The sequence below is a fragment of the Pseudomonas sp. Pseusp15 genome (genome assembly GCF_059492165.1).
Window position 1 is genome coordinate 6,001,260 of sequence record NZ_CP168523.1, and the last position, 12,549, is coordinate 6,013,808.

The 12,549-nt window shown below is 57.5% G+C and carries 11 protein-coding genes and 1 rRNA gene; 4 read left to right on the top strand and 8 right to left on the bottom strand.

The genetic code is table 11. From position 1 onward, the window contains the following. Nucleotides 1-52: 52 nt before the first annotated feature. From coq7 to hemJ, 6 genes are all read right to left on the bottom strand, one after another. On the bottom strand, nucleotides 53-700 hold the full coding sequence (coq7, locus tag ACEN8R_RS27075) for a 2-polyprenyl-3-methyl-6-methoxy-1,4-benzoquinone monooxygenase (RefSeq protein ID WP_018928875.1): 648 nt from the start codon (nucleotides 698-700) through the stop codon (nucleotides 53-55). Nucleotides 701-821: 121 nt separating this feature from the next. After that, the gene (locus ACEN8R_RS27080; RefSeq protein WP_007906873.1) at nucleotides 822-1,160 is read right to left on the bottom strand and encodes a histidine triad nucleotide-binding protein; all 339 of its coding nucleotides are present in this window, start codon (nucleotides 1,158-1,160) and stop codon (nucleotides 822-824) included. Nucleotides 1,161-1,240: 80 nt separating this feature from the next. Next, nucleotides 1,241-2,029 (bottom strand): SDR family NAD(P)-dependent oxidoreductase, encoded by a 789-nt coding sequence (locus ACEN8R_RS27085; RefSeq protein WP_018928876.1) that lies wholly within the window; start codon nucleotides 2,027-2,029, stop codon nucleotides 1,241-1,243. Nucleotides 2,030-2,091: 62 nt separating this feature from the next. Continuing rightward, on the bottom strand, nucleotides 2,092-3,051 hold the full coding sequence (locus ACEN8R_RS27090) for a DUF805 domain-containing protein (protein WP_018928877.1): 960 nt from the start codon (nucleotides 3,049-3,051) through the stop codon (nucleotides 2,092-2,094). Nucleotides 3,052-3,142: 91 nt separating this feature from the next. Further along, entirely contained in the window at nucleotides 3,143-4,111 is a 969-nt protein-coding gene (locus tag ACEN8R_RS27095) for an NAD(P)H-dependent flavin oxidoreductase (protein ID WP_018928878.1), read from the bottom strand. A gap of 33 nt (nucleotides 4,112-4,144) precedes the next feature. Beyond that, nucleotides 4,145-4,576, bottom strand: a complete 432-nt coding sequence (gene hemJ / locus ACEN8R_RS27100) for a protoporphyrinogen oxidase HemJ (RefSeq protein WP_018928879.1) — start codon at nucleotides 4,574-4,576, stop codon at nucleotides 4,145-4,147. A gap of 295 nt (nucleotides 4,577-4,871) precedes the next feature. Between hemJ and argC the strand changes: the two genes are divergently transcribed. Further along, nucleotides 4,872-5,906: an N-acetyl-gamma-glutamyl-phosphate reductase gene (gene argC / locus ACEN8R_RS27105; RefSeq protein WP_018928880.1), complete on the top strand. Its 1,035-nt coding sequence runs from the start codon at nucleotides 4,872-4,874 to the stop codon at nucleotides 5,904-5,906. Nucleotides 5,907-6,074: 168 nt separating this feature from the next. Beyond that, nucleotides 6,075-6,425: an iron-sulfur cluster insertion protein ErpA gene (gene erpA, locus ACEN8R_RS27110; protein WP_007906865.1), complete on the top strand. Its 351-nt coding sequence runs from the start codon at nucleotides 6,075-6,077 to the stop codon at nucleotides 6,423-6,425. Between the two features lie 73 nt (nucleotides 6,426-6,498). Here erpA and ACEN8R_RS27115 read toward each other — a convergent pair whose 3' ends face one another. After that, a complete protein-coding gene (locus ACEN8R_RS27115; protein WP_026286625.1) occupies nucleotides 6,499-7,590 on the bottom strand; it encodes an anhydro-N-acetylmuramic acid kinase in 1,092 nt (363 codons plus the stop codon). Between the two features lie 3 nt (nucleotides 7,591-7,593). After that, nucleotides 7,594-9,012: a peptidoglycan DD-metalloendopeptidase family protein gene (locus ACEN8R_RS27120; RefSeq protein WP_018928882.1), complete on the bottom strand. Its 1,419-nt coding sequence runs from the start codon at nucleotides 9,010-9,012 to the stop codon at nucleotides 7,594-7,596. 210 nt (nucleotides 9,013-9,222) lie between these two features. On the opposite strand from ACEN8R_RS27120, the gene tyrS reads away from it, so the two are divergent. Together tyrS and ACEN8R_RS27130 are read left to right on the top strand one after the other, a co-directional pair. Next, nucleotides 9,223-10,422, top strand: coding sequence for a tyrosine--tRNA ligase (tyrS, locus tag ACEN8R_RS27125; protein WP_018928883.1), 1,200 nt, complete (start codon nucleotides 9,223-9,225; stop codon nucleotides 10,420-10,422). 552 nt (nucleotides 10,423-10,974) lie between these two features. Next, nucleotides 10,975-12,513 (top strand): 16S ribosomal RNA (locus ACEN8R_RS27130). Nucleotides 12,514-12,549 lie beyond the last annotated feature (36 nt).

Consider the following 12,549-nt stretch of genomic DNA (forward strand, 5'->3'; position numbering starts at 1 on the left):
GCCTTTTTCATTGCTGTTGTCCGCGAAGAGTCCCGATCAAACAACGCAACCGTCAGATCCGATAAGTGCTCTTGGTCATCACCTTGGCCAGCAGACTCATCCCGAACTTCACCGGCGCAGGAAAACGGAACCCTCCAGCATCCAGCGCACTTTCGGCGTGATGTTCTTCATCAATGCGCATCTGCTCAAGGATCGCCCGGGATTTTTCGTCCTCGGCGGGCAGTTGTTCAAGGTGTTCGTTCAGGTGTTTGCAAACCTGATGCTCGGTGGCGGCAACGAAACCCAGGCTGACTTTGTCGCTGATCAACCCGGCCACCGCGCCAATCCCGAACGACATTCCGTAGAACAGCGGATTGAGAATGCTGGTGTGGCTGCCCAACTGGTGGATGCGCTGTTCGCACCAGACCAGATGATCGATTTCTTCTTCGGCGGCATGTTCCATGGCAGCGCGCACTTGCGGCAACTTGGCGGTCAGGGCTTGACCTTGATACAGCGCCTGGGCACAGACTTCGCCGGTATGGTTGATGCGCATCAAACCGGCGACGTGCCGGGTGTCCTCGTCGTTCATTTGCGCATCCGGCTGCACGATGGCAGGCGACGGACGGTAGGGCTGACCGCTGAAGGGCAGCAAAGTACGCATTGCGGCATCGGCTTGCAGCAGAAGACGGTCAATTGGCGAGTAGTGACGTTGGGTAGTCATGCTGACCTCCGGGAAGAATCTCGGCGGCCAGTTTAACCCAATCGGCCGGGGAGGGTTTGCGCTGGGTCATCTGTGGCGAGGGAGCAAGCGCCCTCGCCACATAAACCGGTACTGCTTGCAATTAGCCCGGAGGCCAGTGCATCTGGCGCTGACCCAGCACGTGCATATGAATGTGATAAACGGTCTGCCCGCCCAATTCATTGCAGTTCATGACCACCCGGAAACCTTCTTCACAGCCCAGTTCCAGAGCCAGACGCTGCGCGGTGAACAGAATATGCCCGGCCAGAGCCTTATCGTCCTCGGTGAGATCGTTAAGGGTGCGCACCGGTTTCTTCGGGACCACCAGGAAATGCACGGGGGCCTGTGGGGCGATGTCGTGGAAGGCCAGTACCTGGTCGTCCTCGTAAATGATCTTCGCCGGGATTTCCCGGTTGATGATCTTGGTGAACAGAGTATCCACAGCTGTTTTCTCCGTTGTTTGGCTGGCTTGAGTGTACGCATGGGCCCTGCCTGAGCCCAGTTTTTTACCTTGAAGGCTGGTCAGCGCGGGCAGTACGCCTTATTGACCATGCCCGCGATTGTCCGGGTCAGCCAGCGCGAGCCGAGCCGTGGCAAGAAGGCGAACCAGCGATTCAGGCGACCGGGGATGATAATGGCGCGATTTTTCTCCAGGGCGCGCACGGTGTAGAGTGCGACTTCCTCTGGGCTCATCAGCAATTTGCTCTCGCCCAGCTTGTCGGTGTTCAGTTGCGCGGTGCGAAAAAACGCCGTGCGGGTCGGGCCGGGGCAGAGCACCGACACCTTGACCGCGCATTTTTTCAGTTCGACGCGCAAGCCTTCGGAAAAATTCAGCACATAAGCCTTGCTGGCGTAATAAGTGCTCATCCAGGGGCCGGGATGGAACGCCGCAACCGAGGCGACGTTCAGAATCTGCCCGCCGCCCTGCAAGGCCATGCTGTTACCGATGGCATGACACAGGCGAGTGAGGGCCAGGATGTTCACTTCGATCAGATCCTGCTCAGTCATCCAGTCCTGGGCCAGGAATGGGCCACAGGTACCGATGCCGGCGCAGTTGACCAGCAGATCGATTTGCCGCTCACCTTCCTCCAGCTCCAGCAGAAATCCGGACAGGCGCAACGGTTCTCCCAGGTCACAGGCACGAAACAACACTTCCACGCCAAAACGTTGAGTCAGTTCAATCGCAATACTTTCCAGCTGATCACGCTGTCGGGCCACCAATAGCAGGCTGCGGCCGCGCCGGGCCAGCGCTTCGGCCATTGCCAGGCCGATGCCGCTGGAAGCGCCAGTGATCAGAGCGTAACGGGTCATGCAGTTCTCCATCGCAACAGCTCCGCGCCAGCGACGCAGGTGTCACGGGCGGGGAGCGCTGTTCATTCTTTTGCAGAGTCTACAGGGGGCTGGGCCGCTTCGGCTGCATCGTCGGTTGAATCTGCTGCCGAGTCGACTTCGACGGGCGCAGCTTCGACTTCATCGGTGGTCACGGAGCTGCTTTGATAGGCGCTATCAGTGGCGCTTTCGTACTCATCCTGAATTGCCGTGAGACCTCCGGTCAGCCCGCCAACGAACATGATCGCAATAAACACCAGCCACAATGAAGCCAGTACCCTGACTGCATTGCTGTTGGGCGGCGGCGGTGCGCCATATCGATTGGCAGTGTTGTTACCCGGCACGATCATTATCACGAACGGGAAAGCGCCCCCCACGAACGGCACAAGGTTCAACAGCCAGAGCCATCCAGACCAGCCGATATCGTGCAGGCGCTGCACACTGAACTGAATGCTGATGAACGCGAGTATCACGATCAGAATAACGGCCAGCAGACCCGCGACAATCAGGCCGGCAGTCGAGTTGGTGCTGATGAGGCCGAAGCCGAAAATGGCCAGCACCGAGCCAATGCCCAACGTCACCAGCGTCAGAGCCATTGTCCAGGCCAGAAAGCGCAGTCGGCCGATGCGGCCACTGAAACTGAATGCCTTGAGTGTGGCGAACTCCGGCAGCGCTTCGCCGACCGTGGCGCGTGGCGGAGCGTAGGGGGAATCGGGCTCTGCCGATGGCGGTGGGCTGACGTGAACGTCGGACAGGTTCAGCTCGATCGAGGGTTCGGCTTCGATTCGGGCATCGATGCCGGTTTTCGTCAGCGCCTGAAGATAAGTTTGCGCGTCGGCGTGTGACAGTTCGCGTTTGAGCGCAACCGTCCGGCCACTGAACAGGCGTTCGATGGCTGCGACATCGCTTTTGAACAGCTCGGCGAGATTGAGCTTGGCGGTGGTGGCATCAACACCGGGCAGCAAAGCACCATCGAAGACGATCTTGAAACGGTTTTCGCTCATGGCCGAGGCATCCTTGTCGCGAGAGTTGTAATGGAAAGTGTAACAAGAGGGAGTTTAAGGCCGGCCGGGTTGGGCTGGCCAAACTTTCCTGTCAGCGCGGCCAGCGCTTGGGCAGTGCTGCCGCCAGTTCCAGCGCCTTGCGGTATTCGGTGCCGAGACGTTCGACCAGTTGATCGACACTCGGCAGATCCTCGATCTCCCCGACACCCTGGCCCGCAGACCACACGGTTTTCCAGGCTTTGGCTTCATCGTTCAACGGCTTGAGCTTGGAGCCGAAGTCCACCTCGCCCTTGCTTTGCAGCGCCGCCATGTCGAAACCGGCGGCCTCCAGGCTCTGACGCATGAAGCTTGCCGGAACCCCAGACACCGCTGGAGTATGGATGATGTCCGCGGCTCTGGCAGTCAGGAGCATCTCCTTGTAGGCGTCAGGCGCATGACTTTCGGTGGTGCCGATAAATCGCGTACCGAAGTAGGCCAGATCCGCACCGAGCAATTGCGCGGCAAGAATCTCGTGGCCATGGTTCAGGCAGCCAGCCAGCAGCAGGGTCTTGTCGAAAAACTGGCGAATCTCGGCGATCAGCGAAAACGGGCTCCAGGTCCCGGCGTGACCACCGGCCCCCGCGGCAACGGCAATCAAACCGTCGACACCGGCTTCGGCGGCTTTTTCTGCGTGGCGACGGGTCGTCACGTCGTGAAACACCAGGCCACCGTAGCTGTGCACGGCATCGACCACTTCCTTCACGGCGCCGAGGCTGGTGATCACGATCGGTACTTTGTGTTCGATGCAGATCGCCAGGTCCGCCTGCAATCGCGGATTGCTGTGGTGGACGATCAGGTTCACCGCGTAAGGCGCGGGGTTTTCCAGTGTCGCCAACCCTGCTTCGATTTCTTCCAGCCAGGCCTTGAACCCACTGCTCTCACGCTGGTTCAGCGCAGGGAAGCTGCCCACCACGCCATTACGGCAGCAGGCGAGCACCAGCTCAGGGTTGGAGATCAGGAACATCGGTGCCGCCACCACCGGCAGTCGCAAGCGTTGTTCGAGCAGAGCGGGCAGCGACATTGGAAGTACCCCGGGTGAGCGTGTCTGTTGGATTTAAAACGGCCGGACGACGACCAGAATTACGATAGCCAGCAATATCAGAACCGGCACTTCATTGAACCAGCGATAAAAGACATGGCTGCGGGTGTTTTCGCCACGGGCAAAACGTTTTACCTGTGCGCCGCACATGTGGTGGTAGCCGATCAGGATCACCACCAGGGTCAGCTTGGCGTGCATCCACGCGCCCTGGCCGAAATAGGCGCTCGGGTTGAGGCTGATTAGCCAAATGCCGAACACCAGGGTGGCGATCATCGCTGGCCCCATGATGCCTCGGTACAGCTTGCGCTCCATGATGCTGAAGCGTTCCTTGCTGACGGTGTCTTCGCTTTGCGCGTGATAGACGAACAGGCGCGGCAGGTAAAACAGGCCGGCAAACCAGCAGACCATGCTGATGATGTGAAGCGCTTTGAGCCACAGATAAAGCATTTTTGGTTATTCCCAGGTTCACGGTAGCCCGAATAGTAGAGAAAGTGTCCCGTCTCGGACATAACTGTTCAATTTTGACGGTGTCTTTTGTCGCCATACTGCGTTGCCGCTCCTCGCCATAGCGGGCTATGACTCGTCGCGGCGCCTTGTCTGGCAACAAAATCCACTCGCCAAAACTTGAACGTATGCCCGAGACGGGACACATGAGCCGCCGCACGTCACCTTGACGGTTGTCGCAGGGCCGCGCGGCCCCTATTATCGACGGCTTTCCAGTGGGTTCGTTGAGGGCAGGTTTATGGTCAAGGTCGGTATCGTCGGCGGCACGGGTTACACCGGTGTCGAACTGCTGCGTCTGTTGGCACAGCATCCGCAGGCAGAAGTGGTGGTGATCACTTCCCGATCCGAGGCCGGCCTGGCCGTGGCCGACATGTACCCGAACCTGCGAGGCCATTACGACGGCCTGGCGTTCAGCGTTCCGGATATCAAGACCCTCGGGGCTTGCGACGTGGTGTTCTTCGCCACGCCGCACGGTGTCGCCCATGCCCTGGCGGGTGAGTTGCTGGCTGCCGGGACCAAAGTCATCGACCTGTCGGCAGACTTCCGTCTGCAGGACGCCGATGAGTGGGCCAAGTGGTATGGCCAGCCGCACGGTGCGCCGGAACTGTTGGAGGAAGCGGTCTACGGCTTGCCGGAAGTCAATCGCGAGCAGATCAAGCAGGCACGCCTGATTGCTGTACCGGGTTGCTACCCGACCGCCACGCAATTGGGTTTCCTGCCATTGCTTGAAGCCGGTCTGGCCGATACCACGCGTTTGATCGCTGACTGCAAATCCGGTGTCAGTGGTGCCGGTCGTGGCGCTTCGGTAGGTTCGCTGTACTCCGAGACGTCGGAAAGCATGAAGGCCTACGCCGTAAAAGGTCACCGTCACTTGCCGGAAATCCGCCAGGGTCTGCGTCGTGCAGCGGGCAAGGAGGTCGGCCTGACCTTCGTTCCGCACCTGACGCCGATGATTCGCGGTATTCACTCGACGCTCTACGCGACTGTCGTGGACCGCTCGGTGGATCTGCAGGCTCTGTTCGAAAAGCGTTATGCCAACGAACCGTTCGTCGACGTAATGCCAGCCGGCAGCCATCCGGAAACCCGCAGCGTGCGTGGTGCCAACGTTTGCCGTATCGCCGTGCATCGTCCGCAGGATGGTGATCTGGTGGTGGTGTTGTCGGTCATCGACAATCTGGTCAAAGGCGCGTCGGGTCAGGCTGTGCAGAACCTGAATATCCTCTTCGGTCTGGATGAGCGCCTGGGTCTTTCCCATGCGGGCATGCTGCCGTAAGGCTTTATCCCGCAATGCAAAAAGGCCCGTTGAACGGGCCTTTTTGCATTCTGGTCTGACAATTGGATTGATTGATATACCGTAACAATAGTTGACCGATTTTCTGGGAGAAGCGGATAATGCGCGTCATCACGCATTATGGCGGCGTAACGCCGGGAGATAGTCAGCATGAGCGTCGAATCCTTCACCCCCACGGCTTTGCAATTCACCCACGGTGCTGCGCACAAGGTGAAGAGCCTGGTCGATGAAGAGGGGAATGATCGCTTGAAGCTGCGCGTATTCGTTACGGGCGGCGGTTGTTCAGGGTTTCAGTACGGCTTCACCTTCGATGAAGAAGTGGCCGATGACGACACCATTGTCGAACGCGAAGGCGTCAGCCTGGTGGTCGATCCGATGAGCTTCCAGTACCTGGCAGGTGCCGAGGTGGATTATCAGGAAGGTCTGGAAGGTTCGCGTTTCGTGATCAAGAACCCGAACGCGACCACCACGTGTGGCTGCGGCTCTTCGTTCTCGATCTGATCGCAACTCACCGCATCAACAAGCGCCGCAGGGTCTCAGGACTCTGCGGCGTTTTGCTGTCTGGAGTTAAGGTTCAGGCGGGGTAGATGGCGCCGAGAATGCGCAGGCCACGGGCGCCGGTGACGCTTGGGCGGTTGGTCGCGATACCTTCCAGGCAGCAATGAGCCAGCCAGGCAAAGGCCATGGCTTCAACCCAGTCCGGGTCTACACCATAAGCGGCAGTGCTGCTGACTTTCGCGTTCGGCAACAGGCTGGCCAACCGTTTCATCAACGTGGCGTTGTGTGCGCCACCGCCGCAGACCAGCAGCTCCCGGGTATCCGATTGAGCGCTTTGCAATGACTCGACGATGGTCAGGGCGGTCAGCTCAAGCAGTGTGGCCTGTACGTTTTCGGCTGCGAAGGTTGGCAGTTGTGACAGATGCTGCATCAGCCATGGCAGATTGAACACTTCGCGGCCAGTGCTCTTCGGGCCTTGAGTTACAAAGAACGGATCACTGAGCAGCTCATTCAACAGAGCCGGTTCAACCTTGCCGCTGGCGGCCCATTGGCCATCGCGATCGAAGTTGTCGCCGCGTTGCCGGTGAATCCAGGCATCCAGCAGGACATTCCCCGGGCCGCAGTCAAAACCCGCGACAGGCTTGCCGGGTTCGATCAGGCTGAGGTTACTGAACCCGCCGACGTTCAGCACCGCGCGGTTACCGGGCTGCTGTTCAAACAAGGCTTCGTGAAAGGCCGGAACCAATGGGGCGCCTTGTCCGCCAGCGGCTACGTCGCGGCTGCGGAAATCGCTGACCACGGTGATGCCGGTCAGCTCGGTGAGCAGCGCAGGGTTGCCGATCTGCACCGTGAACCCGCGTGCCGGTTCGTGGCGAATGGTCTGGCCGTGGCTGCCAATCGCGCGAATGTCGTCGGGCTTGAGGTTTTGTTGGTCGAGGAGGGTGTGAATGCCCTGTGCGGCCAGCTTCACCCAGTTTTGCTGGGCAATGGCGGAGCGGGCAATCTCGTCCGGACCGCTGGCGCACAAGCCTAGCAGCTCGGCGCGCAGGGATTCGGGCATGGGGATGTAATGCGTGGCGATCAGCTTGATCGCCGGGGCTTGCTCGATCAGCGCAATGTCCAGGCCATCAAGGCTGGTCCCGGACATCACACCTATATAGAGCGCCATGGCTTAGCGTTTGCTCGAAGCCAACAGGGTGGCTTTCTCTTGGTCCATACGCGCCATCAGCGGTTGGCTTTGCGCAAGGAAGCGTGAGCGTTCAGCTTTGGAGATCGGATCGGCCATCGCTACCTTCTGACCCAGTGGATCGACGTGCACGCCATTGACCTGGAACTCGTAGTGCAGGTGCGGGCCGGTGGAGAGGCCGGTGGTGCCGATGTAGCCGATCACCTGACCTTGCTTGACGCTGCCGCCAGTCTTGATGCCTTTGGCGAAGCCCTGCATGTGGCCGTACAGCGTACGGTAAGTACTGCCGTGCTGGATAATCACGGTATTGCCGTAACCGCCCCGGCGACCGGCCAACAATACCTGGCCGTCGCCGGCAGCCTTGATCGGTGTGCCGCGCGGTGCTGCGTAATCGACACCCTTGTGGGCGCGGATCTTGTTCAGGATCGGGTGCTTGCGGCCCATGGAGAATTTCGAGCTGATGCGGGCGAAGTCTACCGGAGTACGGATGAACGCCTTGCGCATGCTGTTGCCGTCAGCCGTGTAGTAGCTGCTGTTGCCTTGTTTGTTGGTGTAGCGCACAGCGGTGTAAGTCTTGCCACGGTTGGTGAAGCGTGCGGAAAGAATCGGGCCGTTACCGACGGCTTTACCGTTGACGACTTTCTGTTCATAGATCACATCGAACTCGTCACCCTGGCGAATATCCTGGGCGAAGTCGACGTCATAGCCAAACACGCTGGCCATATCCATGGTCAGGCTATGGGACAAACCGGCACGGGCTGCGGATTGCGACAGCGAACTGTTGATCACGCCATGTACGTAGGCGGTGCGAACAGTGGGCTTGGCGGTAATGCGGTTGAATGTATAACCCTTGCCGTTCTTGGTCAGGCTGATGCTTTCCGTGTCGCTGACTTTGCTGTGCAAATTGGTCAGTTGGCCGTTCGGGCCGAGTTCGAACTCGAGCTTCTGGCCATGTTTGAGCTGGCTGAACTGCTTGGCCTGCTTGTCGCTGGCCAGCACTTCATGCACCGAAGTGGCCGGAAGGCCGACTTTCTCAAACAAGGTCGAGAGAGTGTCGCCTTTGGCAACGATCACTTCCCTGTGGCCTGGCGCCTTCTTTTCTTCGACGACTGGCGCGGGGGCGGCCTGGGCGGCTTCCTGAGTGTTTTCGGCGCTGTTTTCGATCTGCGCGAAAGGGGAGGCTGCCGGCTCATTTGTGGCTTGGACGACGTCGGCGGCGTCTTGATCTTGTGTCAGTTGTTCTACAGGGCTTTCCAGTTCAAGACTCAGGGTCGTCTTTTTGGCTTCAACATCACTGGAAGGAAATACCAGAAGCGCCAGGCTCAGAAGGGCGGCGATACCGCTTGCTGCGAGCAGGTGGGTCTTCGGGTAAAGCGGTGGCGCTTTAGACGATTCTTTGGTCATAAGTAATTTTGACTTTGAAAAAATGAATTGGAAAAGATGAATGACATGATGAAGACGAAATAACTGTATAAAATATAACCAAATCATCTCTGAAGCAAGCCTGCGGATGCTCTGTCCGTGGATTGGCGTCCGTGCGCCGGGCAAAACTTGTATTTGACGCCCGATCTTGTATGGTTGGTCCCCTTTGAATTCGAGTCTTGCAGGTCTGTTATGAAGTCGGTTGAAGAGCAGCTAGCGCTGATCAAACGTGGTGCAGAAGAACTGTTGGTCGAGTCCGAGCTGATCGAAAAGCTCAAACGTGGCCAGCCGCTACGTATTAAGGCAGGCTTCGATCCGACCGCGCCGGATTTGCACCTGGGTCACACCGTGCTTATTAATAAGCTGCGCCAGTTCCAGGATCTGGGCCATCAGGTGATCTTCCTTATCGGTGACTTCACCGGGATGATCGGTGATCCGAGTGGCAAGAGCGCGACACGTCCACCGCTCACTCGTGAACAGGTTCTCGAGAATGCCGAGACCTACAAGACTCAGGTCTTCAAGATTCTTGATCCGGCCAAAACCGAAGTGGCGTTCAACTCCACCTGGATGGATCAGATGGGGCCTGCTGACTTCATACGTCTGACTTCGCAATACACCGTGGCACGCATGCTCGAGCGCGATGACTTCGACAAGCGCTACACGACCAATCAGCCAATCGCCATTCACGAATTCCTCTATCCGCTGGTTCAGGGTTACGACTCGGTCGCTTTGCGCGCGGACGTCGAGCTGGGCGGTACCGATCAGAAGTTCAACCTGCTGATGGGGCGTGAACTGCAGCGTGGTTATGGTCAGGAGGCTCAATGCATTCTGACTATGCCGTTGCTCGAAGGGCTGGATGGCGTGAAGAAGATGTCCAAGTCGTTGGGCAACTATGTCGGTATCCAGGAGGCGCCGGGTGTCATGTACGGCAAGTTGGTCTCTATTCCTGATGTGCTGATGTGGCGCTACTTCGAATTGCTCAGCTTCCGCTCCATGGAAGAGATCGATGCTTTGCGGGCTGACGTCGAGGCGGGTGCGAATCCGCGTGACATCAAGATCAAGTTGGCCGAAGAGATCGTTGCGCGTTTCCATGGTGAGGAGGCTGCGGCCAATGCTCACCGTGCAGCAGGCAACCGTATGAAAGATGGCGAGCTGCCGGATGATTTGCCAGAGATCGAATTGACCGCTACCGAAGACATGCCGATCGCTGCTGTCCTTAATAAGGCGGGCTTGGTGAAGAACTCCGCCGTGGCGCGTGACCTTCTGAGTTCTGGTGGTGTGCGTATAGATGGTGAGGTTGTCGATCGCACCTTTATATACGCGCTGGGCGCGACCCACGTTTGCCAGGCGGGGAAGAAGGCATTTGCGCGTATTACGCTCAAATCCGAATAAAGCTGAAATCAGGGGTTGACGGCAGATCCTGGACGTCTATAATTCGCCCCACTTCCGGCGCAGTCGAAACGGAAAACTCCTTGGTAAACAACGAGTTACGCAGCTTTCGACAGCGGTTACGCTTCAGTTCATCGAAGCCAGAAGGAGTTGGTAGGGCATGATGTTGTCGCCTTATTGACGGTTCGATCTTCTCGGTCGAAAGCGGAGAAAAAGAGGTGTTGACAGCAGCGACTAACGCTGTAGAATTCGCCTCCCGCTAACGAGAGATCGGAAGCGCAAGTGGTTGAAGTTGCAAAGGAAACTTTGAAAACTTCTGAAAATAACCGCTTGACAGCAACAGAGGCTGCTGTAGAATGCGCGCCTCGGTTGAGACGAAAGATCTTAACCAACCGCTCTTTAACAACTGAATCAAGCAATTCGTGTGGGTGCTTGTGGAGTCAGACTGATAGTCAACAAGATTATCAGCATCACAAGTTACTCCGCGAGAAATCAAAGATGTAACCAACGATTGCTGAGCCAAGTTTAGGGTTTCTTAAAAACCCAAAGATGTTTGAACTGAAGAGTTTGATCATGGCTCAGATTGAACGCTGGCGGCAGGCCTAACACATGCAAGTCGAGCGGCAGCACGGGTACTTGTACCTGGTGGCGAGCGGCGGACGGGTGAGTAATGCCTAGGAATCTGCCTGGTAGTGGGGGATAACGTTCGGAAACGAACGCTAATACCGCATACGTCCTACGGGAGAAAGCAGGGGACCTTCGGGCCTTGCGCTATCAGATGAGCCTAGGTCGGATTAGCTAGTTGGTGAGGTAATGGCTCACCAAGGCGACGATCCGTAACTGGTCTGAGAGGATGATCAGTCACACTGGAACTGAGACACGGTCCAGACTCCTACGGGAGGCAGCAGTGGGGAATATTGGACAATGGGCGAAAGCCTGATCCAGCCATGCCGCGTGTGTGAAGAAGGTCTTCGGATTGTAAAGCACTTTAAGTTGGGAGGAAGGGCAGTTACCTAATACGTAATTGTTTTGACGTTACCGACAGAATAAGCACCGGCTAACTCTGTGCCAGCAGCCGCGGTAATACAGAGGGTGCAAGCGTTAATCGGAATTACTGGGCGTAAAGCGCGCGTAGGTGGTTCGTTAAGTTGGATGTGAAATCCCCGGGCTCAACCTGGGAACTGCATTCAAAACTGTCGAGCTAGAGTATGGTAGAGGGTGGTGGAATTTCCTGTGTAGCGGTGAAATGCGTAGATATAGGAAGGAACACCAGTGGCGAAGGCGACCACCTGGACTGATACTGACACTGAGGTGCGAAAGCGTGGGGAGCAAACAGGATTAGATACCCTGGTAGTCCACGCCGTAAACGATGTCAACTAGCCGTTGGGAGCCTTGAGCTCTTAGTGGCGCAGCTAACGCATTAAGTTGACCGCCTGGGGAGTACGGCCGCAAGGTTAAAACTCAAATGAATTGACGGGGGCCCGCACAAGCGGTGGAGCATGTGGTTTAATTCGAAGCAACGCGAAGAACCTTACCAGGCCTTGACATCCAATGAACTTTCCAGAGATGGATTGGTGCCTTCGGGAACATTGAGACAGGTGCTGCATGGCTGTCGTCAGCTCGTGTCGTGAGATGTTGGGTTAAGTCCCGTAACGAGCGCAACCCTTGTCCTTAGTTACCAGCACGTAATGGTGGGCACTCTAAGGAGACTGCCGGTGACAAACCGGAGGAAGGTGGGGATGACGTCAAGTCATCATGGCCCTTACGGCCTGGGCTACACACGTGCTACAATGGTCGGTACAGAGGGTTGCCAAGCCGCGAGGTGGAGCTAATCCCATAAAACCGATCGTAGTCCGGATCGCAGTCTGCAACTCGACTGCGTGAAGTCGGAATCGCTAGTAATCGCGAATCAGAATGTCGCGGTGAATACGTTCCCGGGCCTTGTACACACCGCCCGTCACACCATGGGAGTGGGTTGCACCAGAAGTAGCTAGTCTAACCTTCGGGGGGACGGTTACCACGGTGTGATTCATGACTGGGGTGAAGTCGTAACAAGGTAGCCGTAGGGGAACCTGCGGCTGGATCACCTCCTTAATCGACGACATCAGCTGCTCCATAAGTTCCCACACG